This is a genomic window from Pseudomonas sp. GM17, from assembly GCF_000282175.2.
GTDB classification, from domain to species: domain Bacteria; phylum Pseudomonadota; class Gammaproteobacteria; order Pseudomonadales; family Pseudomonadaceae; genus Aquipseudomonas; species Aquipseudomonas chlororaphis.
Genome location: NZ_CP124732.1, coordinates 6,533,420 through 6,558,380 on the forward strand (window position 1 = coordinate 6,533,420; position 24,961 = coordinate 6,558,380).

22 protein-coding genes are annotated in these 24,961 nt (G+C 64.5%); 6 read left to right on the top strand and 16 right to left on the bottom strand.

Going from position 1 to position 24,961, the window contains the following annotated elements; genetic code table 11:
* The gene (locus PMI20_RS29315) at positions 1-369 is read left to right on the top strand and encodes a PilZ domain-containing protein (RefSeq protein WP_007930036.1); all 369 of its coding nucleotides are present in this window, start codon (positions 1-3) and stop codon (positions 367-369) included.
* Between the two features lie 25 nt (positions 370-394).
* Here the strand turns inward: PMI20_RS29315 and PMI20_RS29320 are convergent, their stop codons facing one another.
* The 4 genes from PMI20_RS29320 to katB all read right to left on the bottom strand — a co-directional run bounded on the left by PMI20_RS29320 (position 395) and on the right by katB (position 4,844).
* Positions 395-1,123: a hypothetical protein gene (locus tag PMI20_RS29320; protein ID WP_007930035.1), complete on the bottom strand. Its 729-nt coding sequence runs from the start codon at positions 1,121-1,123 to the stop codon at positions 395-397.
* A 29-nt stretch (positions 1,124-1,152) separates the two neighbouring features.
* Complete coding sequence (gene radA, locus PMI20_RS29325; protein WP_007930034.1) at positions 1,153-2,520, bottom strand: DNA repair protein RadA; 1,368 nt, start codon at positions 2,518-2,520, stop codon at positions 1,153-1,155.
* Positions 2,521-2,566: 46 nt separating this feature from the next.
* Entirely contained in the window at positions 2,567-3,115 is a 549-nt protein-coding gene (locus tag PMI20_RS29330; RefSeq protein ID WP_007930033.1) for an ankyrin repeat domain-containing protein, read from the bottom strand.
* Positions 3,116-3,302: 187 nt separating this feature from the next.
* Positions 3,303-4,844, bottom strand: a complete 1,542-nt coding sequence (katB, locus tag PMI20_RS29335; protein WP_007930032.1) for a catalase KatB — start codon at positions 4,842-4,844, stop codon at positions 3,303-3,305.
* Between the two features lie 286 nt (positions 4,845-5,130).
* Between katB and mscL the strand changes: the two genes are divergently transcribed.
* A complete protein-coding gene (gene mscL / locus PMI20_RS29340) occupies positions 5,131-5,544 on the top strand; it encodes a large-conductance mechanosensitive channel protein MscL (RefSeq protein ID WP_007930031.1) in 414 nt (137 codons plus the stop codon).
* A gap of 53 nt (positions 5,545-5,597) precedes the next feature.
* Here mscL and PMI20_RS29345 read toward each other — a convergent pair whose 3' ends face one another.
* The gene (locus PMI20_RS29345; RefSeq protein ID WP_007930029.1) at positions 5,598-6,374 is read right to left on the bottom strand and encodes a ferredoxin--NADP reductase; all 777 of its coding nucleotides are present in this window, start codon (positions 6,372-6,374) and stop codon (positions 5,598-5,600) included.
* Between the two features lie 228 nt (positions 6,375-6,602).
* Here PMI20_RS29345 and PMI20_RS29350 point away from each other — a divergent pair, with 228 nt between their 5' ends.
* Positions 6,603-7,727, top strand: coding sequence for a methyltransferase (locus PMI20_RS29350; RefSeq protein ID WP_007930028.1), 1,125 nt, complete (start codon positions 6,603-6,605; stop codon positions 7,725-7,727).
* A gap of 213 nt (positions 7,728-7,940) precedes the next feature.
* Here PMI20_RS29350 and PMI20_RS29355 read toward each other — a convergent pair whose 3' ends face one another.
* The 3 genes from PMI20_RS29355 to PMI20_RS29365 all read right to left on the bottom strand — a co-directional run bounded on the left by PMI20_RS29355 (position 7,941) and on the right by PMI20_RS29365 (position 10,647).
* Positions 7,941-8,108: a DUF2474 domain-containing protein gene (locus PMI20_RS29355; protein ID WP_023969448.1), complete on the bottom strand. Its 168-nt coding sequence runs from the start codon at positions 8,106-8,108 to the stop codon at positions 7,941-7,943.
* A 91-nt stretch (positions 8,109-8,199) separates the two neighbouring features.
* Positions 8,200-9,207, bottom strand: coding sequence for a cytochrome d ubiquinol oxidase subunit II (cydB, locus tag PMI20_RS29360; RefSeq protein ID WP_007930026.1), 1,008 nt, complete (start codon positions 9,205-9,207; stop codon positions 8,200-8,202).
* A gap of 3 nt (positions 9,208-9,210) precedes the next feature.
* A complete protein-coding gene (locus PMI20_RS29365) occupies positions 9,211-10,647 on the bottom strand; it encodes a cytochrome ubiquinol oxidase subunit I (protein ID WP_007930025.1) in 1,437 nt (478 codons plus the stop codon).
* A 501-nt stretch (positions 10,648-11,148) separates the two neighbouring features.
* Here PMI20_RS29365 and PMI20_RS29370 point away from each other — a divergent pair.
* Positions 11,149-12,402, top strand: a complete 1,254-nt coding sequence (locus PMI20_RS29370) for an MFS transporter (RefSeq protein ID WP_007930024.1) — start codon at positions 11,149-11,151, stop codon at positions 12,400-12,402.
* Between the two features lie 22 nt (positions 12,403-12,424).
* Here the strand turns inward: PMI20_RS29370 and PMI20_RS29375 are convergent, their stop codons facing one another.
* The 3 genes from PMI20_RS29375 to PMI20_RS29385 form a co-directional block, all read right to left on the bottom strand.
* Positions 12,425-12,721, bottom strand: a complete 297-nt coding sequence (locus PMI20_RS29375) for a hypothetical protein (protein ID WP_007930022.1) — start codon at positions 12,719-12,721, stop codon at positions 12,425-12,427.
* A gap of 322 nt (positions 12,722-13,043) precedes the next feature.
* Positions 13,044-13,595 (bottom strand): DJ-1 family glyoxalase III, encoded by a 552-nt coding sequence (locus tag PMI20_RS29380; protein WP_007930019.1) that lies wholly within the window; start codon positions 13,593-13,595, stop codon positions 13,044-13,046.
* A 69-nt stretch (positions 13,596-13,664) separates the two neighbouring features.
* Positions 13,665-14,114 (bottom strand): DUF4879 domain-containing protein, encoded by a 450-nt coding sequence (locus PMI20_RS29385; RefSeq protein WP_037035572.1) that lies wholly within the window; start codon positions 14,112-14,114, stop codon positions 13,665-13,667.
* Between the two features lie 205 nt (positions 14,115-14,319).
* Between PMI20_RS29385 and PMI20_RS29390 the strand changes: the two genes are divergently transcribed.
* Entirely contained in the window at positions 14,320-15,615 is a 1,296-nt protein-coding gene (locus tag PMI20_RS29390) for an NCS2 family permease (protein ID WP_007930015.1), read from the top strand.
* The gene (trmA, locus tag PMI20_RS29395; RefSeq protein WP_007930012.1) at positions 15,612-16,691 is read left to right on the top strand and encodes a tRNA (uridine(54)-C5)-methyltransferase TrmA; all 1,080 of its coding nucleotides are present in this window, start codon (positions 15,612-15,614) and stop codon (positions 16,689-16,691) included. Before PMI20_RS29390 ends, trmA begins: the two co-directional genes overlap by 4 nt.
* Positions 16,692-16,863: 172 nt before the next feature.
* Here the strand turns inward: trmA and PMI20_RS29400 are convergent, their stop codons facing one another.
* The 5 genes from PMI20_RS29400 to PMI20_RS29420 form a co-directional block, all read right to left on the bottom strand.
* Positions 16,864-18,207, bottom strand: coding sequence for a TolC family outer membrane protein (locus tag PMI20_RS29400; RefSeq protein WP_007928857.1), 1,344 nt, complete (start codon positions 18,205-18,207; stop codon positions 16,864-16,866).
* Positions 18,204-19,556, bottom strand: coding sequence for an HlyD family type I secretion periplasmic adaptor subunit (locus PMI20_RS29405; RefSeq protein WP_007928859.1), 1,353 nt, complete (start codon positions 19,554-19,556; stop codon positions 18,204-18,206). The genes PMI20_RS29400 and PMI20_RS29405 overlap by 4 nt, the downstream gene beginning before the upstream one ends.
* On the bottom strand, positions 19,553-21,340 hold the full coding sequence (locus PMI20_RS29410; protein ID WP_007928861.1) for a type I secretion system permease/ATPase: 1,788 nt from the start codon (positions 21,338-21,340) through the stop codon (positions 19,553-19,555). Before PMI20_RS29410 ends, PMI20_RS29405 begins: the two co-directional genes overlap by 4 nt.
* Positions 21,341-21,558: 218 nt before the next feature.
* Positions 21,559-22,179: a heme acquisition protein HasA gene (locus PMI20_RS29415; RefSeq protein WP_007928863.1), complete on the bottom strand. Its 621-nt coding sequence runs from the start codon at positions 22,177-22,179 to the stop codon at positions 21,559-21,561.
* An 81-nt stretch (positions 22,180-22,260) separates the two neighbouring features.
* Positions 22,261-24,945 (bottom strand): TonB-dependent receptor, encoded by a 2,685-nt coding sequence (locus PMI20_RS29420; RefSeq protein ID WP_007928865.1) that lies wholly within the window; start codon positions 24,943-24,945, stop codon positions 22,261-22,263.
* Positions 24,946-24,961 lie beyond the last annotated feature (16 nt).

The window sequence follows — 24,961 nt, forward strand, 5'->3', positions numbered from 1 at the left end:
ATGAGCGAACACCATTCCGATCGTCGCCGTTTCAAACGCATCGCCTTCGATGCCCGTACCGAACTGAGCCAGGGCCCTTATCGCTGGTCCGTGCAGTTGGTCGATCTCTCGCTCAGGGGCATGCTGATCCAGCGCCCCGATCCCTGGCTGGGGGACGAAAGCCAGCCGTTCGAAGCCGATATCCATTTGAGCGATGACGCCGAAGTACGCATGGACGTGCGACTGGCGCACGACGATCACGGTCAGTTGGGCTTCGTCTGCCTGCATATAGACCTGGAGTCGATCGAACATCTGCGCCGGCTGATCGAACTGAATCTCGCCGACCCGCAGGAGCTGGAGCGCGAGCTGGGGGCGCTGCTGGAGGTTTGAGCGCCCGCCTCTTCCCGTCAGCCGTTCAGGGGAACGCCGAAGGCTCGGGAAATTCGCTTTCCATATCCCAATAACCGGGCTGTTGCCGACTGGCGGCGGTCCACTGCCCGTCCACCCAGCGATAAATCCGATAGGTGGTCACAAAATCGTCACCCTCGCTGGCAGGCGCCGAAGACACCTGGGCGATCGACTCGGTAGCCCCCGATGCCGATGGAAGGATCTGCCAGGCCGCCTTGCCGGTCTGGGCCATCGCCAGCGGGCGCTGCTCCCCGTTTTCGTCCCGATACAGTACGGGCTCCAAGCGGCTTTGCGTCGGCGCCAGGATCTGCGTGGCCGGGCCGCTATAGCTGCCCATTGGGGCCGTCTGATCGACGGTGAGGAAAAATGCCGGGTATGGCAGGCCACTGAGCGGTGCCTTCTCCACCTTCGCCAGCGGGTAGCCCAGGGACTGCTCGGCCAGCACTTCGCCAACCTCCGACACCAGGCGCACCCGAGCCTCCAGCTGCGGCTGGTGCTCGCTGTCCGTCGACTCGTCGAAGGTTTCCTCGTCCAGGCCACTGCCCCAGCTCTGCGCATGCAATTGCGCGGTGATGCGCCGGTCTTCCAGGACCTCGAGCACCGTGCCGTCGCCGACCAGCAATTCCTGGGCAATCCGATAGCCGTGCGGCGCATCTTCCTGGCTGGCCACAGCCAGGCCGCTTACCCACAACAGCGTAAAACCAAGGGCGCCAAGGCCCGCTCCTGTCATCTGCATCAACTGCTTCCTTTCAGTGGCACAAGGGGTCATTCGAACAGCGCATCCAGCGCCTGCTCCAGACGGGTTACCGCAATGATTCGCAAGCCCGGCGGTGGCTCTTTAGGGGCATTGCCCTTGGGCACGATGGCCCGTTTGAAGCCGTGCTTGGCCGCTTCCTTGAGGCGCTCCTGGCCGCTCGGCACCGGGCGCACTTCACCAGACAGGCCGACTTCGCCGAACACCAGCAAGTCGTGGGGCAAGGGCCGATTGCGCAGGCTCGACATTACCGCCGCCATCAGCGCCAGGTCGGAGGCAGTTTCCAGCACCTTGACCCCGCCGACGACGTTGAGGAACACGTCCTGATCGTGGGTCGGAATGCCGCCGTGGCGGTGCAGTACCGCCAGCAGCATCGCCAGGCGGTTCTGGTCCAGGCCCAGGGTAACCCGCCGCGGGTTGGCCAGGTGGCTGTCATCCACCAGCGCCTGGACTTCCACCAGCATCGGCCGGGTGCCTTCCCAGGTAGCCATGACCACACTGCCCGGGACTTCTTCCTGGGCACGGGTGAGAAAGATCGCCGAAGGATTGGAAACTTCTTTCAGGCCGCGGTCGGTCATGCCAAATACGCCCAGTTCGTTGACCGCGCCGAAACGGTTCTTCACCGCCCGCAGCAAGCGCAGGCGGCCGTCGGATTCACCTTCGAAATACAGCACCGTGTCGACCATGTGCTCGAGGACCCGCGGCCCGGCCAGCGCGCCCTCCTTGGTCACATGGCCCACCAGGAAGATCGCCGTGCCGCTCTGCTTGGCGTAGCGCACCAGCAGCGCGGCGCTTTCGCGCACCTGGGAAACACCGCCGGGGGCCGATTGCAGCTGCTCGGTGAAGATGGTCTGGATCGAGTCGATCACCATGACCTTGGGCTTCTCCTGCCGGGCCGTGGCGATGATGGTTTCGATACAGGTTTCGGTCATCACCCGCAGCTGATCCTGGGGCAGGCCCAGGCGCCGGGCGCGCATCGCCACCTGTTGCTGCGATTCCTCGCCGGTGACGTAGAGCGCCGGCATGCGCGTGGCGATGTTGCACAAAGTCTGTAACAAAATGGTCGACTTGCCGATCCCCGGGTCGCCGCCGATCAGCACCACCGAACCGTCGACCAGGCCGCCGCCGAGCACCCGGTCCAGTTCGCCGGAAGCCGTGGAAAAACGCGGGATCTCTTCGACGCTGACCTCGGCCAGGGTCTTGATCTGCGCCTGCTGCCCGGCCCAGCCGGTACGACCGCTGGGGGCCGCGGCACCGCCGCTTTCCACCATGGTTTCGGTCAGGGTGTTCCAGGCCCCGCATTCGCCGCACTGGCCGGCCCATTTGGGAAAGGTTGCGCCGCACTCGGTGCAGCCGTACATGCGCTTGGCCTTGGCCATCTGATCCCCCGGGCAAAAACCGCGATGATAGCTCAGCTGGAGCGGATCAGCGCGGCGCCACCGTGCGGATTTCGCCCTCGGCCAGACGCGTGGCGCTGTTGCCCAGCGAGTCCTCGGCATTCAGGTCGGCGCCCTTGGTCGCCAGGGCGTCGAGCAGCTCCACCCGCTTGAACAGCCCGGCGTACATCGCCGCCGTCTGGCCGGCGCCGTTGCGCTGGTCGGGGTTGCAGTCGGTGGCCAGCAGGCGCCGGGCGATCTTCACTTCGCCCTTGAAAATGGCGCCCATCAGCGCCGTGTTGCCCCTTTTATCCTGCACGCAGGCGTCGGCACCGGCGGCCAGCAAACGCTCCACCGCCGGCCCCTGGCCGTGATATGCCGCGAGGATCAGGGCGGTGTAGCCCTTCTCGTCCTGGGTATCGAGGGAATAACCGGCCTCGATAAAGGTATTGAGCATCTCGACGTCGCCGCGACGGGCCGCATCGAAGTAGTAATTCTCTAGTTGGACCTTGACCGCCACCGGGTCCGCGGGGGCCGGTGGCTGCGCATGAGCGCCCAGCGAGCAGGCGGCCAGCAGCAGCGAAATGAACAGGCGCATGGTGCGACTCCCTTGTCTCAAAGATTCTGTAGGAGCGAGGCTTGCCCGCGATGACTTCAGCCCGGGCAAACGTTCGTCAGCTAGAACGCCATCACCGGTATTGGAGCCGCTTTGCGGCCTTTCGCGGGCAAGCCTCGCGCCTATATAAAGAGGAAGCGTCACGCCAGGGGCGTGACGCGGGGTGGGATCAATCCGACAGCTTGGCGGCCAGGGCCTTGACCCGGGCCAGGTCGCCCTTGGCCACCTTGGTCACGCCAGTGCCGTACTCCGGATCGGCCTTGTAGAGGAACGACAGCATGATGTGCTTGCTCTCGTCATCGGTGGTCGCCAGGGAACCGCCGAAGTTCTCGATCAGGTCCTGACGCTCCTTCTGGCTCAGCGAACGATACAGATCGCCGGCCTGCTTGAAGTTCTGCTCGCGCTGGATCTTCGCCTGCTGGGTGCTGCCACTCAGCGCCAGCTGGCTGTAGCGCGCGCTTTGCGGCTCTTCACGCGGCATCAGGCGGCTCGGCTGATAGTTCACGCCGGTGCTGGTGCTGCCGCTGTTCATCGCGCCGTCCTGGTTGCCGTTGTTCACCGCGACTTTCGGTGCGTTGATCGGCAATTGCAGGGCGTTGGCGCCCAGGCGGTACAGCTGGGTATCGGCATAGGAGAACACCCGGCCTTGCAGCAGGCGGTCTTCCGACGGCTCGATGCCCGGTACCAGGTTGGCCGGGGCCATGGCCACCTGTTCGGTTTCCTGGAACACGTTGGCCGGGTTGCGGTTGAGCACCATCTGCCCGACCTTGCGCTCAGGCACGCCCGGCCAGATCTTGGTGGCATCCAGCGGGTCGAAATCGAACTTGGCCAGATCTTCCGGCTTCAGGACCTGGACATACAGGTCCCATTTCGGGAAGTCGCCCTTGTTGATATGCGCCACCAGGTCATTGGTCATATGGCTGTAATCGCGCCCCTGCACCTCGACCACTTGTTTGGGATCGAGGTTGTTGATGCCCTGCAAACTCTTCCAGTGAAACTTCACGTAATGCACTTCGCCCTTGGCATTCACCAACTTGTAGGCGTGCACGCCGTTACCGTCCATTTCCCGGTAACTGGCCGGAGTGCCGGAATTGGAATACAGCTCGGTCAGGGTCCGGGTGGCTTCCGGAACATGGGAGAAGAAATCGAAGCGCCGGGAATCGTCATCCAGGTTGGTGCGCGGATCAGGTTTGAATGCATGCACCATGTCCGGGAATTTGATCGCGTCGCGAATAAAGAAAGTCGGGAAGTTGTTGCCGACCAGGTCCCAGTTACCGTCGGCGGTATAGAACTTGGTGGCAAAACCGCGCGGGTCACGCAGGGTTTCCGGCGAATGGTTGCCATGCACTACCGCGGAAAAACGTACGAATACCGGTGTTACCTGGCCGGCGGCGAATACCTTGGCCTTGGTCAGGTCGCTCAGGCTGTCGGTCACGGTGAAGGAACCATGGGCACCGGTGCCACGGGCATGCACCACCCGCTCTGGAATGCGCTCGCGATCGAAACGCTGGAGCTTCTGGATCAACTGCACATCCTGCAGCAATACCGGTCCGGTAGCGCCCGCGGTCTGCGAGTTCTGGTTATCGCCCACCGCGGCCCCGTTATCGCGGGTCAGAGTGGCGGCCTGTACGGAAAGAGAAAGCATACTGGCGGCGAGTACGCCCAATACGCGTCGTTGGGAAAAACTCCCAAGGCCAATGATCATGGTCATGTTTTATTCCTCTGGTTTTAATCAAACGCATCCAGGTGCGCCTGTCAGAGGCTAGTGACCAAAGAGTCGAACTCTAAATAGAAAGGTCGCAACAGTCTGATTGAAAAAATATTCTGGTATGTAAGAGCAAGCGCAGGTATTTCGCGCGCGATTGATGGCACTTTGTAAACTATTTGCCGTTAACTCGGTCGATAACTGCGAACGCTGTAAGCAGTTGTTGCAAGCAAGATGCCTTGTGCTGAATTACACTGCGTTCACCAACCTCATCTGTAACAAGGAATAACCTATGGGCGTGCTAAGTGAGTTCAAGGCCTTCGCGGTCAAAGGTAATGTGGTCGACATGGCCGTCGGTATTATCATTGGCGCCGCATTCGGCAAGATCGTCTCGTCGTTTGTTGGCGATGTAGTCATGCCGCCAATCGGCTTGCTGATCGGTGGGGTGGACTTCAGTGATCTGGCGATCACGCTCAAGGAAGCTGTCGGCGAGACGCCGGCCGTGGTGCTGGCCTACGGCAAATTCATCCAGAGCCTGATCGACTTCATCATCGTTGCCTTTGCCATCTTCATGGGTGTGAAGGCGATCAACCGCCTGAAGCGCGAAGAGGCCGTGGCGCCAACCCTGCCGCCGGTTCCGACCAAGGAAGAAGAGCTGCTGGGCGAGATCCGCGACCTGCTCAAGGCGCAGAACAACAAGCCCTGAGACTCCTGCCGCAACAAAACGGCGCCCCCTGCAAGTCAGGCGGCGCCATTTTTTTACCAGTAGTTTTCCACCGCCACCTGCCCGGGCCGCCGGGTCAGGCTCAGGTGCATGTCCCGTTGTTTGAGCAAGGCGCGGGTGTCGTCGATCATCTGCGGGTTGCCGCAGAGCATCACTCGCGAGTGCTCGGCGCTCAGGGGCACGCCAGCGACACGTTCCAGTTCGCCACTCTCGATCAGATGGGTGATCCGCCCGTTGAGGCTGCCCGGATGCTGTTCACGGGTCACCGTGGTGATGACTTGCAGCTTGTGGGCAACTTCCGCCAGATAATCGCGCTGTTTCAGCTCGGCCAGCAATTGCTGATAAGCCAGTTCCTTGGCTTCGCGCACGCTGTAGACCAGGATGATCCGCTCGAATTTCTCCCAGACTTCGAAATCCTGGAGGATCGAAACAAAAGGCGCGATCCCGGTGCCGGTGGACAGCAGCCAGAGGTCGCGGCCATCGACGAAACGGTCGAGGGTCAGATAACCGAACGCCTGCCGGTCCACCATCAGGGTATCGCCCTCCCCCAGCCGGCTCAGCTCGCTGGTGAACTCACCGCCAGGCACGACGATGGAGAAGAACTCGAGAAACTCGTCGAAGGGCGAAGACACCATGGAGTACGCACGCCACACCGTGCTGCCATCGGCCTTGGTCACCCCCAGGCGGGCGAATTGCCCGGCGCGAAAGCGAAAACCCGCGTCCCGCGTGACGCGCAGGGTAAACAGGCTGGGAGTCAGGGGCTGGACGTCGAGCAAGGTCTGGCGCGTGTATTTTTCTGCACTGGCAGTCATGGCTGGCTCCAATAAGCGAATGCCCTTAGTGTCCCGCAAAGCGCGCGGCAGAAACACCGGCGGTTTGTAATGGCATAGAGCGCGGGCAATCGAGCGCAAAAAAACGTACCATTGGCCCCCTCTTCGGGCACCTGCCACGCGGCCTGCGCGCCACCTGCCCGAACGGTCCAGCCCGCATCGCGCCCCTCCCGCCGGCAGGACATTCACCGATTACCAAGAGTCCGCCCCATGCCCTTGCTCGAAAGCCCCTTCGCCCAGCTCGACCTGATCCGCCAGCCCGAACAACAGAACGAGCCCCTGCAAGCTTTCGACGCGGCGGACGAGTACTTGCTCAATCACCTGGCCGAACAGCAGCCGACGGCGGACACCCGCGTGCTGGTGCTCAACGACAGCTTCGGCGCGCTGGCGGCCAGCCTGGTCGGACGCGTACAGGTGCACAGCAGCGGCGATTCGTTTCTCGGCGCACTGGCGCTGGAGAAAAACCTGGTGCGCAATGGCCTGCCATTCGACGCCGTAACAGTGGTACCGGCCAGCGAGCCGTTGACCGGGCCGTTCGACCGCGTACTGATCCGCGTGCCCAAGACCCTGGCCCTGCTGGAAGAACAGCTGATCCGCCTGCAAGGCCAACTGGCCCCGGGCGCCCAGGTGGTGGCGGTGGCGATGGTCAAGCACCTGCCGCGGGCCGCCGGCGACCTGCTGGAACGCTATATCGGCCCGGTACAGGCTTCGCTGGCGGTGAAAAAAGCCCGTTTACTGATCGCCACCCCGGAGGCGAAAACCCCGGCGGTTTCGCCCTACCCGACCCGCTACAAGCTCGACGAGCCGGCCATCGAGCTGCTCAACCACGCCAACGTGTTCTGCCGCGAAGGCCTGGACATCGGCACCCGCGCCTTCCTCCCGCACCTGCCGAAAAACCTCGGCAAGGCCCGGGTCGCGGACCTGGGGTGCGGCAACGGCGTGCTGGCCATCGCCAGCGCCCTGCACAACCCCGATGCCCATTACACCCTGGTGGACGAATCCTTCATGGCCGTGCAATCGGCCCTGGAGAACTGGCGCGCGACCCTGGGCGAGCGCGAAGTGACCGTGCGCGCCGGCGACGGCCTGGCCGGCCAGGAACCGCAGTCGCTGGACGTGGTGCTGTGCAACCCGCCCTTCCACCAGCAACAGGTGGTCGGCGACTTCCTCGCCTGGCGCATGTTCCAGCAGGCCCGCGAAGCCCTGGTGGTGGGCGGCGCGCTGTACATCGTCGGCAACCGCCACCTGGGTTATCACAGCAAGCTGGCGCGGCTGTTCCGCGGCGTCGAGCAAGTGGCCGCCACGCCCAAGTTCGTGATCCTCAAAGCCCGCAAATAATCCCCCCTCTCTGTAGGAGCGAAGCTTGCTCGCGATACGTGCCACGCGGAATGCCTGAAGCACTGCGTTATCGTTCATCGCGAGCAATCGAGCGTCGACCGGCTGCTCCTACGAAAGAAAAAACGTAGCAACCCCAGACCAAAAAAAACCCTCCAGAGGAGGGCTATAAAACCGTGCCGCAAGGCAACGGGATGGGATGAGCGGTAGTAAAAATCAGTGTGTGGTCAGGCCCGCGGCGTTCATGAACATGCGCATCAGGCTGGCGACGATAAACAGCGCCAGCACGCTGCCGACCCAGATCCCGGCGAGCCAGCCCAGGCGCTGCCAGAGCGGTTTCTTCTCGGCTTCTTCGATTTCCTGCAACGTGGGTTTACCAGCCATCATCGAATACTCCTCTCGGAATGGAGACGATGGCGTCGCTCGGGGCGCCATCGCGAGCAGGTCCGCTCCCGCGCGGGGAGCGGCGCATTGACTAGTGGTAGCCGTCTTCGTGGGTGACCTTGCCGCGAAACACGTAGTAGCTCCAGAAGGTGTAACCCAGGATGAACGGGATGATGAACAGCGTGCCCACCAGCATGAAGCCCTGGCTTTGCGGCGGCGCGGCGGCGTCCCAGATCGAGATCGACGGCGGCACGATGTTCGGCCACAGGCTGATGCCCAGGCCGCTGTAGCCGAGGAAGATCAGCACCAGGGTCAGCAGGAACGGCGTGTAGTGAGCATTGCGGGCCACCGCGCGCAGCAGGCCGTACATGGTCACCAGCACCAGGATCGGCACCGGCAGGAACCAGAACAGGTTCGGCAGGGTGAACCAGCGCGAAGCGATTTCCGGGTGGGCCAGCGGCGTCCAGATACTGACGACACCGATCACCGCCAGCAGCACGAAAGCCAACGGCCGCGCCAGGTCATGCATCTGCTCCTGCAGCTTGCCTTCGGTCTTCATGATCAGCCAGGTGCAGCCGAGCAAGGCATAGGCCACCACCAGCGCGACACCGCAGAACAGGGTGAACGACGTGAACCAGTCCAGCGAACCGCCGGCGTACTGGCGGTCGACCACCGGCAGGCCATCGATGAAGGCGCCCAGCGCCAGGCCCTGGAAGAAGGTCGCCGCCACCGAACCGCCGATGAACGCCTTGTCCCAGATGTGGCGCTTGGCTTCCTTGGCCTTGAAGCGGAACTCGAAGGCCACGCCGCGGAAGATCAGGCCGATAAGCATCAGGATCAGCGGCATGTACAGCGCCGAAAGCACCACCGAATAGGCCAGCGGGAAGGCGCCGAACAGCGCGGCACCGCCCAGCACCAGCCAGGTTTCGTTGCCGTCCCAGACCGGGGCGACGGTGTTCATCATCACGTCACGGTCGCGGGAGTCCTTGACGAACGGGAAGAGAATCCCGATCCCCAGGTCGAACCCGTCCATGACCACGTACATCATGATGCCGAAGATGATGATCACGGCCCAGATCAGCGGAAGATCGATACCCATGACTCAATTCCCCTTGTTCAGGCTGGTGCCGTTGTCTTCGGCATCGTCGTCGGCGGCCGACAGCGGACGGGCCGGCGTGCGTTTCTGGCCAGGACCACCGTGGCTGACTTCCGCGCCTTCGTTGGTCTTCGGCCCTTTGCGCACCAGGCGCATCATGTAGCCGATACCGACCCCGAACAGCGAGAAATACACCACGACAAACAGCGCCAGGGTGATGCTCATCTGCATCAGGCTATGCCCGGACGAAGCGTCCGCGGTACGCATCAGCCCGTAGACCACCCACGGCTGGCGACCGATCTCGGTGGTGAACCAGCCGGCGAGGATCGCGATCAGGCCGGATGGGCCCATCCACAGCGCCAGGTACAGGAACGCGCGGTTCTGGTAGATGCGGTCACGCTTGCGCAGCCACAAGCTCCACAGGCCGGTGAGGATCATCAGCATGCCGAGGCCGACCATGATCCGGAACGACCAGAACACGATGGTCGAATTCGGCCGGTCTTCCGGCGGGAATTCCTTGAGCGCCGGCACCTGTTTGTCCAGCGAGTGAGTGAGGATGAGGCTGCCCAGATACGGGATCTCGACGGCAAACTTGGTCTTTTCAGCCTTCATGTCCGGCCAGCCGAACAGGATCAGCGGGGTCGGCTCGTTACCGACGTTTTCCCAGTGCCCTTCGATCGCGGCGATTTTCGCCGGCTGGTGCTTGAGGGTGTTGAGACCGTGGAAGTCGCCGATCACGGCCTGGATCGGCGCGACGATCAGGGCCATCCACATGGCCATCGACAGCATGCGGCGGATCGCCGGGTTATCGCGGCCGCGCAGCAGGTGCCAGGCAGCGGACGAACCGACGAAGAACGCGGTGGCGACAAAGGCGGCCGTGGCCATGTGCGCCAGGCGGTACGGGAACGACGGGTTGAACACCACCGCCAGCCAGTCCACTGGAATCACTCGGCCATCGACGATTTCGTAGCCTTGCGGGGTCTGCATCCAGCTGTTGGACGAGAGAATCCAGAAGGTCGAAATCAGCGTACCGATGGCCACCATTACGGTGGCGAAGAAGTGCAGCTTGCGCCCGACCCGGTTCCAGCCGAACAGCATCACGCCGAGGAAGCCGGCTTCGAGGAAGAATGCGGTGAGCACTTCATAGGTCAGCAGCGGCCCGGTAACGGAGCCGGCAAAATCGGAGAACCGACTCCAGTTGGTGCCGAACTGGTAGGCCATGACCAGGCCCGAGACCACCCCCATGCCAAAGTTGACGGCGAAGATCTTCGACCAGAAGTGGTACAGGTCACGGTAGGTATCGTCGCGGGTCTTGAGCCACAAACCTTCGAGCACCGCCAGGTAGCTCGCCAGACCGATGGTGATGGCGGGGAACAGGATGTGGAACGAGATGGTGAACGCGAACTGAATTCGGGCGAGATCTAGTGCCTCCAAACCGAACATAAGCTTTCCTCTGTCAGGTAATACCGGCTGCCGGCTGGAGGCCTGCACCCACTGCCCCCACGGATCTGGAGTGTGGCGAATTCGAATTCGTTCTTTTTAAACCCATCGCAACGCAGGGAGTCTGGCCATCAGGCCACCAGACCCAACCTTGCAAAAGGTTTTGATCTGGATCAATCAACGCTGAAAGAGTAGTCGCATTTTCGCCGTTGGTTTGTGTGGTCTTTTGTCGCGTGACAGGTTGCCTCACCACGTCAAGCTCGGGGTTTCCCCGAAGTTTTGCTCTCCCTGTAGCCGCTGCCGCAGGCTGCGATCGACCGGAACGGTCGTGGCGATTTCTGCTCCGTCAAAGGTCCTTCGGCCCTTATCGCAGCCTGCGGCAGCGGCTACAGGGATTGGGCTATTTCGAATAAACGGGATAGATGCGAGGCTAAGGATTCTGCAACTATTGGTTACATCTTGGTGATAACCTCGCCTTACTCCACGCCCAGACCTGCCTTTCAGATGCCCAGCCAAGACCCTCTGCTGCTTCGCCATCACCGTCCATTCATTGCTTTCTGGCTGGCGCGGATCTTCACCGCCAGCGGCTTCCAGATGCTCACCGTGGCCATCGGCTGGAACCTCTACCAACTGACCGGCAACGTGCTCGACCTGGGCCTGGTCGGGCTGGTGGAGTTCGCGCCGCGGGTGCTGTTCATGCTGCACACCGGGCATGTGGCGGACCGCTATGACCGACGCAAGGTGGCAGCCATCTGCCAGTCACTGCAGGCGCTGATCGCCCTGTCCCTGGCCATCGGCAGCGCCACCCATAACGTCACTCGCGAAATGATCTTCATCCTCGCGTTCCTGCTGGGCGCCGCCCGCTCCTTCGAGATGCCGACCACCCAGGCGCTGCTGCCGAGCATCGTGCCCAGCGCGCTGTTCCCCCGCGCCGTGGCCGCCGCGCAGTCCGCCCAGCAATCGGCGACCATCGTCGCGCCGGCCCTCGGCGGCCTGCTCTACGCCTTTGGCAGCGTATGGGTTTATGGCCCGACCGTGCTGCTGTATGTGATCGCCTGCTGCCTGATGCTCAACCTGCCCGCGCGGCAGACGCCGCTGAACAAGGGCAAGGCCACCCTGGACTCATTGCTCGCCGGGGTGCGCTTCATTCGCAGCCGGCCGGACATTCTCGGGGCGATCTCCCTGGACCTGTTCGCCGTATTGCTGGGCGGCGCCACCGCCCTGCTGCCGGTGTTCGCCAAGGACATCCTGCTCACCGGCGCCTGGGGCCTGGGCCTGCTGCGCTCGGCACCGGCGGTGGGGGCGCTGCTGATGTCGCTGTGGCTGGCGCGCTTTGCGGTCGACCGCCATGTCGGCCGGGTGATGTTCACCGCCGTCGGCGTGTTCGGCGTCGCCACCATTGCCTTCGGCCTGTCGACCTCGTTCTGGTTTTCGCTTGCGGTGCTGGTGCTGCTGGGCGCGGCGGACATGATCAGTATGGTGATCCGCGCCTCCTTCGTGCAACTGGAAACCCCGGACGAAATGCGCGGCCGGGTCAGCGCCGTCAACGGCCTGTTCATCGGCGCTTCCAACCAGCTCGGCGAGTTCGAGTCCGGGCTCACCGCCCACTGGTTCGGCACCGTGCCGGCGGTGGTCCTCGGCGGAGTCGGCACCCTGCTGGTGACCGGAGTGTGGATAAAACTGTTCCCGACCCTGGCCCGTCGCGATCGCATGCATGGGCCGGTGGAAGAACAAGCCAAGGCCGAAAGCCGCGCCTGACAGGCGCGGCCAGACTCAAGCGTCAGTGGCTGGGCTGCGCCTCATCGACCACTCGCCATTTTGCCGCCTCCAATAGATCGCACCCATCCCGGGTCAGCAGATAGAGCACATCGATGATGTGCGGTATGTCCTTCACATCGCCGTGGCTGAAGTTCAGACAGCACAGGGTTTCCAGCAGATTGGCAGCCGCACGCATACGTTGCTCCGCCGCTTCGTGAAGTGCCTCCGAGGAAGCGTTGGCGTTGATAAAGAAAACGCCTGGCCGGCTTATGTTGGATTTGAGCGGCACATAGTGAGCGGTAGTTTTCGGGGTATTCATCCTTAAATCCTTCTTTATGAATGACCGCCCCCAATCGTGACCAAACGATAGGTGGCGGACTGTGCACAGGTTGGTCAACCGGGAAAGAAGGCACCCGGCACACCCGAAGGTGTCCCGCGCACAGCCCACCATAAAGCGTGCGGGCATAGAAAAAATGCCCGCAATACCAGGGTGGCGCATGCGCCTTCTTAATTTCGGGTGACCAAACCCGTTCGCTGAATTGGCAGCGACGGCGCGAACTATAGGTGTGATCGGATGGGCTGTGCAAGGAGCGGCTAATTAGCCTTTGTTACCCGGTTTTGAGCGTCAGTCGCAGTCGCCCCTAAACCAGCAACTCCCCCTCCACCACCGTCCGCCGGCCCCTGCCGCACAGTTGTTCCACCAGGGTCAGGGCAAAACTCAGGGCCGCCCCCGAGCCTTGAGCGGTGATGCAGTTGCCATCCACCACCACCGGTTGGTCGACGAAGTTGCAGCCCGACAGCTGATGGCTGGCGCTGGGCAGGCAGGTCATGCGCCGCTGGCGCAGCACCCCGTAATTCTGCAAGGCCAGGGCCGGCGCTTCGGCGATGCCGGCGAACAGGCGCCCGGCGGCGGCCTGGTCCTTGACCAATTGCATCAGCGGTTGATGGGCCGCCAGGTGCTGCGCGCCGACAGCACCACCAGGCAGCACGATCAGGTCGAAGTTCTGGGCCAGCACATCCACCAGCATGCCGTCGGCGGTCATGCGGGTGCCGCGGGCGCAGGTGAGCATGCGCCGCCCTTCGATACTGGCCACCAGCACTTCGACTTGAGCACGGCGCAGCACATCGATCAGGGTCACGCTTTGCAGGTCGTCGACACCCTCGGCGAGGGGAATCAGGGCTCTAAAGGTCATGGGCTGTGTCCGCGGTAGGGTCTTTAAAGCTTAGTCAGCTTTAAAGCCCTCCGCGTTCGGACGCTGCCGTCACTTGATGTAGATCTGCGCGCTCATGCTGTTGCCCGGCGCGTTGAGCGAGGTGTTGCTGAAGGTGAAGGTGCCTTCCTGTTTGCCGGCCAGGTCGAAGGTATAGATGTAGCCGACGGTGATCCCGGAGTTGCCGCACGGCACCAGGCTGGAACCCTCTTCGCAGACTGCCGCGCGCGTGCCGTTGACCTCGAAGCCGTCCAGCGCCACCCGGGGCTGGCGGCCATAGCCGATTTCCAGCACGTACACCTTGATGTTCGGGCCCTGGTGATCGCAGGCGGTCTTGTCGCGTCCGTCCGACACATCCTCCAGGCCACAGGACTGCGACTCGACCTTGAGGATTTCCACCTGGCTCAAGGGTGGCGCGGAACGGGCCATGGCCGGCGCCGTGCCCAACCACAGGCTGCTGGCCACTACCGCCAGGGCCATCGTTTTTATCGTGCTGTGCATAAGTCCCCCCAAAACGTCGGCGCAGTATGCCCCAGTCGCCACTCGGGCAAAACATCGCCGAGGATCGCAGCCATAGCCCTGCGCTGCTGGTATGATGCGCGGCTTTTTCCGACCCGCACAAAATCCCCGGACGCTTTTTTATGGTCTGTGCTTTGCTGTCTGGGTCGATACATTCACGGCGCCCTGCGCGCCACGGGGAGCAGACATGCTGGAAAGGCTGTTTCAACTCAAGGCACACAACACCAATGTGCGGACCGAGATTCTTGCGGGCCTCACGACCTTCCTGGCCATGGCCTACATTCTGTTCGTCAACCCGAGCATCCTCGGCGAGACCGGCATGGACAAGGGTGCGGTGTTCGTCGCCACCTGCCTGGCCGCCGCCATCGGCTCGACCGTGATGGGCCTGATCGCCAACTACCCGATCGCCCTGGCTCCAGGCATGGGCCTGAACGCCTTCTTCACCTACACCGTGGTCCTGCACATGGGCCATACCTGGCAAGTGGCGCTGGGCGCGGTGTTCATTTCGGCGGTGCTGTTCTTCCTGCTGTCGATCTTCAAGATCCGCGAATGGATCATCAACAGCATCCCGCTGCCGCTGCGCTCGGCGATCGCCGCCGGTATCGGCCTGTTCCTGGCGCTGATCGCCCTGCACAATGCCGGCATCGTGGTCGGCAACCCGGCGACCATGGTCGGCCTCGGTGATCTGAAGCAACCGGCGCCGATCCTCGCGACCCTGGGCTTCGCCCTGATCGTCGCCCTGGAAGCCCTGAAGGTCCGCGGCGCGGTCCTGATCGGCATCCTCTCGGTGACCATCGTCTCCATCGCCCTGGGCTTCACCCCGTTCGGCGGCGTGACCTCGATGCCGCCTTCGCTGGCGCCGACCTTCCTGCAACTGGACATCAAGGGCGCGCTGGACATCGGCCTGGTCAGCGTGATCTTCGCCTTCCTGTTCGTCGACCTGTTCGACAACTCCGGCACCCTGATCGGCGTCGCCAAGCGCGCCGGCCTGATGGGCAAGGACGGCCACATGCCGAAAATGGGCCGGGCCCTGATTGCCGACAGCACCGCGGCCATGGCCGGCTCCCTGCTGGGCACCTCGACCACCACCAGCTACATCGAATCCGCCGCCGGCGTCAGCGCCGGTGGCCGCACCGGCCTGACCGCCATCGTCGTGGCGATCCTGTTCCTCCTGGCGCTGTTCTTCTCGCCGCTGGCGGCCAGCGTGCCAGCTTTCGCCACCGCGCCGGCCCTGCTGTTCGTCGCGGTACTGATGACGTCGGGCCTGGCGGAAATAGACTGGGACGACATCACCGTCGCCGCGCCCGTGGTGGTCACCGCCCTGGCCATGCCGTTCACCTACTCCATCGCCAACGGCATCGCCTTCGGCTTCATTGCCTGGACCGCGATCAAGCTGCTGTCGGGCCGCGCCCGTGAGCTGAACGCGCCGCTGGTGATCCTGTCGGTACTGTTTGTGATCAAGTTGGGTTGGTTCAACGCATGACTTTCGACTCCCAGGCTTACGCCACCCAGCTCGCCGACAAGGTCGCGCGCCTGCGTGAACTGCTGGCGCCGTTCGATGCCCCCGAGCCACAGGTCTTCGATTCGCCGCTGCAGCACTTCCGCCTGCGCGCGGAGTTCCGCCTGTGGCGCGAAGCCGGCGAGCGTCACTACGCGATGTTTTCCCAGGAAGACAAACGCACGCCGATCCTGATCGAAGAATTCCCCATCGCCAGCCTGCGCATCAATCAGCTGATGCCGCAACTCAAGGCCGCCTGGCAAGCCAGCAGCGCCTTGAGCCACAAGCTGTTCCAGGTCGAGTTCCTCACCACCCTGGCCGGCGACGCGATGATCACCCTGTGTTATCACCGCCCGCTGGACGAGCACTGGCACGCCGCGGCGAGCCAGTTGGCGACCGACCTGAACGTCAGCGTCATTGGCCGTTCCAAGGGCAAGCGCGAAGTGATCGGCCACGATTACGTGGTGGAGAAACTCGAAGTCGGCGGCCGCACCTTCAGCTACCGCCAGCCCGAAGGCGCCTTCACCCAGCCCAACGGCACGGTCAACCAGAAGATGCTCAACTGGGCCTACGACGCCCTGGGCGATCGTCCGGACGACCTGCTGGAGCTGTACTGCGGCAACGGCAACTTCACCCTGCCCCTGGCCACCCGGGCGCGCAAGGTGCTGGCCACCGAGATCAGCAAGACCTCGGTCAACGCGGCCCTGAGCAACCTCAGCGAAAACGCGGTGGATAACGTCACCCTGGTGCGCCTGTCCGCCGAAGAGCTGACCGAAGCCTTGAACGAAGTGCGTCCGTTCCGTCGCCTGCAGGGCGTGGACCTGAAGAGCTACGAATTCGGCAGTGTGTTCGTCGACCCGCCGCGCGCCGGCATGGACCCGGACACCTGCGAGCTGACCCGGCGCTTCGACAACATCCTGTACATCTCGTGCAACCCGGAAACCCTGGCGGCCAACATCGCCCAATTGCACGACACCCACCGCATCACCCGCTGCGCGATGTTCGACCAGTTCCCGTGGACCCACCACATGGAATCCGGGGTCTTGCTGACCCGGCGTTGAACCCGCCCCGCTGCACAGCAAACAGCCGTCCTCGTGACGGCTGTTTGCATTCCACGGTTTCCTGTAGCCGCTGCCGCAGGCTGCGATCGACCGGAACGGCCGTGGCGATCTTGAAATCGCTGAAGGTCCTGCGGACCTTATCGCAGCCTGCGGCAGCGGCTACAGAAGAGTGTCAGCTGATGGGGCGAAAGTAGCCGGCCAACTGCTGCAAGTCTTGTTCATTGAGCAGGCCGGCATAGAACCTGAGCTGGACCCGCGCCAGCAGGTAGGCGTGCCGCGCATCGGCCAGGTCGCGCCGGGCGCTGAACAGCTGCTGCTCGGCATCCAGCACGTCGAGGTTGACCCGCTCGCCGCCGCGCACGCTTTTCAGGGTGGCCTGGACCAGGGCCTCGGCCGATTCGACCGCCATCTCATAGGCGCGGACCCGCGCCGCGCCGCTGGTGTTGAGGTTGAACTGCTTGCGCAGCTCGATCAGCACGTTGGCGGTCTGCGCATCCAGCTCGTATTGCGCCTGGGACAGCTGGCTGGCCGCCTGGCGGGTCGACGCCGACACCGAGCCGCCGGCGAACAGCGGCAGGCTGACCTGGATGCCGACGCTGTTGGTGTCGTACTTCTGGTTGTAGGTGCTTTCCGAATCCGAACGGGTCTGGCGGCTGCTGGCGTAGAGGCTGACCTTGGGCAGATGCCCGGCGCGCTTGCGCTCCACCTCATATTCCGCGGCCTGCAACGCGTGCTGCTGGGAGGCCAGTTCCGGGTTGTTGGCGACGGCCAGGTCGCGCCAGCTCTCGAAACGGTTGGGCTGCATGGGCTGGATATCGAACCGGCGGGCCAGCGGGTCGAGTTCGTCGACCCGCAACGGCTGGCCGACTATCGCTTCCAGCTCGCGCAGGGCGCTGTCCTGCAGGTCACGGGCCTCGATCTCTTCGGCCAGGGCCAGGCTCAAGCGCGCCTGGGTTTCCAGCACGTCGGTGCGGGTGCCTTCTCCGCCCTTGAGCAAACGCTGGTTGAGTTGCAGGCGCTCGGCATAGGCGCGCCGCTGGGCCTGGCTCAGTTCGATACGCTCCTGGGCCAGCAGGGCCTGGCTGTAGGCGCCCAACAGTCGCACCGCCAGTTCCTGGCTCTTGCTGCGAAAACGCTCGTCGGCGAACAGCGCCTGGGCCGCGCCCTGGCGAAAGCGCGCATAGGCTTCGTAATCCAGCAGCGGCTGCTGCAGGGTCAGGTTGGAGGCGTAGCTGCGGTAGTCGCGATCGGTGGAAGAGTCCCCCAGGGGCGTGGCCTGGGTCACCTCGGATTGGTTGCGCGAATTGTTGTAATTCCACGACAGGGTCGGCAACAGGGCGGCGCGGCCCAGCACGCGGTTCTCTTCGCCGGCGTCGCGCTCCTGGATCGCCGCCTGGAAGGTCGGATCGTTGCGCACCGCCAGCGCGTAAGCGTCCAGCAGCCCCAGGGCGTGGGCCGCGGGGGCGCACAGGCCATACAGGCTGGCCAGCAGCCAAGGGATAAGACGCCGGTTCATTCTTCCACCAGTGCCATGTGCGTGCGGTCCAGCAACGGCTTGAACAGGTAATTGAGCATCGAGCGCTCGCCGGTACGCACAAAGGCTTCCACCGGCATGCCCGGGCGGATCTGCAAGCCGCGCAGTTGCTGCATGCCGTCGGCGCTGACCTCGGCACGCAAGGTGTAGTACGGCTCGTCGGTGCGCTCGTCCACCTGTCTGTCGGCCGACACCAGGGTCACCTGCCCGGCGACCCGCGGCGTGGTGCTCTGGCTGAAGGCCGAGAACATCAGTTCCACCGGCAACCCGGGGTGCACCTTGTCGATCATCTGCACCGGCACCCGCGCCTCCACCAGCAGCGGCTCGCCCTGGGGCACGATCTCCATCAGCGCCTGCCCCGGCTTGACCACCCCGCCCTCGGTGAACACCTCCAGCCCCACCACCACCCCGGCCGCCGGCGCGCGCACCAGACTGTTGGCCAGCTCGAACTCGGCCGAGGCCAGGCGGTTGCGCAGGTCTTCGCTGCGGGTACGGGTTTCGGCCAGCTGGCTGCGCACCTCTTTCTGGAACTCCTCGGCCCGTTGGCGGATACGCAAGCGCATCTCGAGGATCTGCCGCTGCAACTGGCCGATGCGCCCGAAGTCCTCGGCGATCGAGCCGTCGATCTGCGCATACAGGCGCTCGCTGTCCAGCAGCCGGTTGCGCGGGATATAGCCGTCGCGTGCGAGTTCGCGCAGCCCTTGCAGTTGTTCGTTCAAGGCGCTGCGCTGGAGCACCTTGCTCGCCTGGGAATCGCGGGTGCCGCGCAGTTGGGCCTCGGAGCCGGCGATGCTTTCGGCGATGCCCTGCTGCTCCATGGCCAGGGCCTGGGCGCGGCTGCTGAACAGCTGGCGCTGCAGGGCCATGGTGGCGGCCACTTCCGGGTCATCGGCCTGGGCCCGCAGTTCCGGGGCAAAGGCCAGGACCTGGCCACCATCGCGCTCGGCATTCAAGCGGGCCTCGCTGGCCAGGGAGCCGAGGAACTGGGTCCGCAGCGACTGCACCTGGGTGCGCAGCGGCAGCTCCTTGAGGCGAATCAACACCTGGCCGGCGCTGACCACTTCGCCGTCGCGCACCTCGATGCGCTCGATGATGCCGCCGCTGGGGTGCTGCACCGCCTTGCGATGCCCGGAGACCATGACCTTGCCGGCCACCGCCACGCCCTTGTCCAGGGGCGCCAGCGCGGCCCAGCCGAGGAAGCCAGCAAAGCCGCCAAGCACCAGCAGCCAGCCCAGGCGCGAATATTTCTTCTCGTCCAGGGCCAACAGGGTGCCCGGCGCGCGCTGGTGGTCGGCGGTCGGCAGGCGACCCAGGGGTTGTGCTTGGCTCATGCTTTTTTTCCTTCGCCGGCGGCGGCCACGCCCAGGCGATAACTGACATTCATGCTGGCCGCCGGGGTGCTCGCCGGCGTCACCGGGGCCGCGGCGGCCTTGGGCTTGTGCATCGTCTCCAGGACCCGCGTCGTCGGCCCGAAGGCCTGCAACTGGCCCTCGCGCAGGATCATCAACTGGTCGGTCAGGCTCAGCACGTTGGGCTTGTGGGTGATCAGCACCAGGGTCCGGCGCTGCTGCTTGAGCTGGGCAATCGCCTGCAACAGCGCCTGCTCGCCGGCCTCATCGAGGTTGGCGTTGGGCTCGTCGAGCACGATCAGCGCCGGCAGGCCATACAGCGCGCGGGCCAGGCCGATGCGCTGCTTCTGCCCCCCGGACAGCCCCGCCCCGCCCTCCCCCAGGCGCGTGTCATAGCCTTGCGGCAGTTGCAGGATCAGCTGATGCACCCCGGCCATCTGCGCCGCCGCCAGCACCTGGTCGGCATTCACCTCGCCGAAGCGCGCGATGTTCTCGGCGATGCTGCCGGCGAACAGCTGGATATCCTGGGGCAGGTAACCGATGTGCGGGCCGAGTTGCTGGCGGTCCCACTGGCTCAGTTCCGCGCCGTCGAGGCGGACCTTGCCGGCCAGCGGCGTCCAGGCCCCCACCAGCAGCCGCGCCAGGGTCGACTTGCCGCAACCCGAGGGGCCGATGACTCCCAGCACCTGCCCGGCCGGCAGGCTGAAACCCAGGTTGGCCAGGGCCGGACGGCGACTGCCGGGGGCGCAGGCGCTCAGTTGCTCGACGCTCAGTTCGCCCTTGGGCGTGGGCAGGCTCATACGCGCCGGGCGTGGCGGATTGGCCTGCAGCATCTCTGACAACCGCGCATAGGCCAGGCGCGCCGAACTCCACTGTTTCCACACGGCGATCAACTGGTCGATGGGGCTGAGCACCCGGCCCATCAGGATCGAACCGGCGATCATCATCCCCGGGGTGATTTCCCCCTGCACTGCCAGCAGCGCGCCAAGGCCCAGCACCAAGGATTGCAGGGCCAGGCGCACGCCCTTGGACCAGGCACTGATCAGCGCGGTCTTTTCACTGGCCAGGTTCTGCTGGGCGAGGAACGCCTGGTGCCCACCGAACCAGCGCGCGCGCAGCGCGGCAAGCATGCCCATGGCTTCGATGGCGTCGGCGTTGCGCAGGTTGGCCGTGGCCTGCTGGCTGGTGCTGATGGACAGCTGGCTGGCCTCGGCCAGCGGCGCCTGGCAGATGTGCTGGTTGATCCAGGCCAGGGCCACCAACAGCAGCGCGCCGCCCAGGGCCAGCAGGCCAAGCCAGGGGTGAAACAGGAAGATCACCAACAGGTAGACCGGAAACCACGGCGCGTCGAAAAACGCGAACAGCGCATTGCCGGTGGCGAACTGGCGCAGCGCCGTCAGGTCATTCAGGGCCTGGCCGGCGGCTTGCGGGCTGCCCTTGAGCTGGGCCTCGAAGGCCGCGTCGTAGACCCGCTGGTTCAGGCGCATGTCCATCTGCGTGCCCAGGCGGATCACCACCTGGCTGCGCACCCACTCCAGGGCGCCCATCAGGCCGAACAGGCCGACGATCATCAGCGTCAGCATCAACAGGGTCATCTGGTTGCCGGACGCCAGCACCCGGTCGTACACCTGCAGCATGTACAGCGCGGGCGCCAGCATCAGCAGGTTGATCACCGCCGAGAACAGGCCGATGTTGAAGAAGCCGCTTTTATAGGCGGCCAGGGCCGCCAGCGTCTCGGAACCGGCAAGTGGGTTCGGCCTGCTCATCGAGGTGTCCTGTTGGAAGTCGAGAAATACACCGCCACCCGCTCCGTCGGAGCGAGTCGGCAAGAGGCACGCCGCGCGCGTTGACAGCCATCGCGGCGCTCCCCAGAATTTGCCACCGCCGCCGCCCTGGCCTTCGAAAACTCGGGCGACGGGGGTGATTCAAGCGAACGAATGGAAGAGCGATCTTTCATTCGTTTTTTTATGCCTCAAGCGGCCATTCAGGCTGCCAGCGCCCAGTCCTGGGCCACATCCTGCACACCCACCAGGCCGATGTCGGCCGCGGCGGCGGATGCCGGGGCAACGTGGGCGACACCGGCCGCGGCCAGGTCGTCGAACGTCGAGTTGACCGACAGGTTCGGGCTGATCGCCTTGAGCAGGGCATCGATCTCGCCGGCCAGCGCCGAGCTGTCGCCGCTCATCAGGCCATACACCACCTTGTGCACTTCGCCAGCACGGCCTTCGTCGCGCAGGCTGTTGAGGCCCAGGTTGGTGAAGCTGACTTCCTGGCTGACCAGGTCGTAGCCGCCGGCGCTCGGGCCACCGGTCAGGGTGTCGCCGAGCGAGACGGTGTTCAGGTTGCCCCACAGGGTGTGGCTCGGGCTCTCGAACAGGGTGTAGTTCAGGTTGCCTTCGGCCACGAACGCGGCGTCGCTGTTGGTGCTCTTCAGGGCGTACTCGGTACCCGAGAACGGGCCCGGGTTGAAGCCGCCGGTGTTGGTGCCATCGACCACCTGGCCCGGGCGATGGTTGACGTCGCCAAAGTAGGCCGACCAGTCATTGAGGTAGTTCGCAACGCTGACGCCGCCGTAGGTAGCGCTGTAGGAAATGGAAATGCTCATGCAAAACTCCAGTACATAGGTTGGTCACTCCGCAGCGAGCCGATGCCCGCTACGGTTTTGCCCTTCTCTGGGCAAAAGCGGTCAGAACTGATATTCGAGGGTGCCCTGCAAGGTGCGGCCACGCCCCAGGGTGAAGGCCAGCACGTCGCCCATGGGCACCAGGTAGGCGCGGTCGGTGACGTTCTCCATCGCCAGGCGCAGGGTCAGTTCTTCGGTGGCGCGGTAGCTGCCGTACAGGTCGTAAACGGTGTAGGACTTCCAGTCCGCGGGGTAGACGTTGGTGGTGGTGCGGGTGTTGCTGCCACCCTCCGAGTAGCCCGCGCTGTAGCGGGCCCGGGCGCCGATATCCAGCTTGCGCTCGAAGAACCGCGCGCCCAGGGTCAAGGTGCCGCGGTCCATCGGCATGTGTTCGGCCGAACCGAGGATCGCGCTGCAATGGCTGGCGCTATTGGCCTGTGCGTCCGGGCGCATGCCGACCACCGGGGCGCGTCCGGCCGTGCTGTTCTTTACGGTCTGGGTCACCCCGCCCAGCCACGCGGTCTTCGAGCAGAAGTCGTTGCTGCCGATCATGTGGGTGTAGGCCAGCTGCCCGTAGGCGCGCCCGGCGTCGTAGTCGAGCTGGTACTCCACGCCCTTGAAGCGGGTGTCCTGCAGGTTGTTGACGTAGGCGCTGTTGCCGATCCCGGCCATGCCGTAGCCGGGGGGCTGCACGCCCATGTTCATGAAGATGAAGTCTTCGACGCGGGTGTCGAAGTACGCGACCTTGATCCCCAGCCGGTCCTCGTCGAACCACAGGTTTTCCTTGAACACATTGACCCCGGCTTCCCAGGTGGTGGAACGCTCCGGGCGCAGGAAGGGGTTGGGGTACATGCTTTCGGCGCCACCGCCGTGGGGCCGGCCGGTGATCAGGGTCTCGGTGATAGCCGGCGGACGCCAGCCCTTGCCGTAGCTGGCGAACAGTTGCAGCCAGTCCACGCCGGGCTTGATCGACAGGCCGAAGGTCGGCGAGAAACGCCCTTCCTCGGTGTCCACGTCATAGTCGATCGGCACCGTGGTTTGCCGGGTGGTGCCGAGAATGAAGGTGCGGGTATTGATCCCGGTATCGCCGCGCAGCCGGTAACGGTCGTAGCGCAACCCGGCGTTCAGGTTCAGCCAGCCGTCGTAGTCGTAGTCCAGGCGCGCGAACAGGCTGCCGAGTGCGCGGTCGCCCTTGGGCGTCATGCCTTCCGAGGCCGGGGCGTTCACCGCCGAACCGCTCGCCACCGGCTGGCTGGAGTCCGGGCGCACCTTGTCGTAGAAGAACTCCAGGCCGTAGTTGGCCTTGAGCGTCGACAGCTCGCCGAGGGCGAAGGTCGAGGTGTTCTGCGCCTGGGCGCCGTAGGTGTCGGTCTGGTAGGTGATCGAATATCCGGGAGTGATGCCCCGTTGCAGGGTGCTCTGGTCGTTACGGTTGTCGACGTAATAGAGCTTGGCCTTGAAGTCCACCAGCGGGTTGTCCGGGGTGTAGCTGTAGTCGAGGGCGAAGTTCTGCGAGCGCACATCGCTGCTGCCCAGCTTCTCCCACAGCTGATCCTTTTCGGTGTTGAGCATGTTGGCGTCGTCGTAGGACACCTGGGTGGTCAGGTAGCTGAACTGCAGGCGCTGGTCCTGGGGCAGGTTCAGCCCGAGCTTGGCCAGGCGCGAGCGCATCACCGAAGCGGAATAGGCCACCGGCGAGTTCTTCACCCGGTCGTTGATCGAAGGGTCCCGCCAGCCGCCGGTGCGCAGTTCGCCGATGCTGCCGCGGGTTCCCGGGTCGTAGTCGCCCAGGTGCCGCTCGCTGGCGGCGACCAGCATGTCCCAGACTTCAGTGCCGATGGCGAAGGCCGAACTGCCGATAAAATGCGTGCCGTTGCTGCGCCCGCCCAGACCGCTGGTCAGGCGGATGCGCCCGCCCATTTCCTCGCCCGGCTTGATCAGGTCGCGGGCCTCCAGGGTGCGGAAATTGGCGATCCCGCCGATCACCCCGGCACCGCCCATGCTGGAGGTCGCGCCCTTCTCGATCACCACCTCGGAGAGCAGCTCGGGGTCGACATACAGGGTGCCGTTGCGTTGCTGGTGGCCGCTCTGCTGGTAGTTCTGGCGCATGCCGTCGACCGCCATGTTGACCCGGCCGTAATCCTGGATGCCACGGATGTTCACCGACAGGCCGGGGTCCTGCTGGCTGACCGCCGAATACACGCCGCTGGTTTCTTCCAGCATGTCCGCCGCGTGCCGGGGTGGGTTGCGGTCGATCTGCTCACGGCTGACGACGCTCACCGAACGCGGCGCACTGTAGACCCAATCGTTTTTTCGCCCTTCGAGGTTGCCGGACACGGTAGTAGTGGCCAGGGCCAAGGCCCCCTGGTGCTCGGCGGCGACGCGGTTCAGGGTGACCTGGCTGTCGCCGGTGAAGCGGTATTCCACCGGCGCGTTGCCCAGCAGCCGCGCCAACCCTTCCTGGACGCTGTAGCTGCCCTTGAGCGGCGAACTGTGCAGGCCCTTGAGGCGCTGGCTGTCGAACAGCACTTGCAGCCCGGCCTGTTCGGCGAAGGCCAGCACGGCGCTGTCCAGGGCCTGGGCAGGAATGTCGAACATCAGGCGGCTTTGCTGCTCGGCACCGGCAACCGCGGCCCCCTGCGCCGCATGCGCCAACCCGGTATCGAGCAGCAGCCCCGCGGCGCCCAGATGAATAGCCAGGGCCAACCGGCTTGCGGCATGAACTCCAGTGCGACTGCTTACCCTCATATCCGTATTCCTGCGC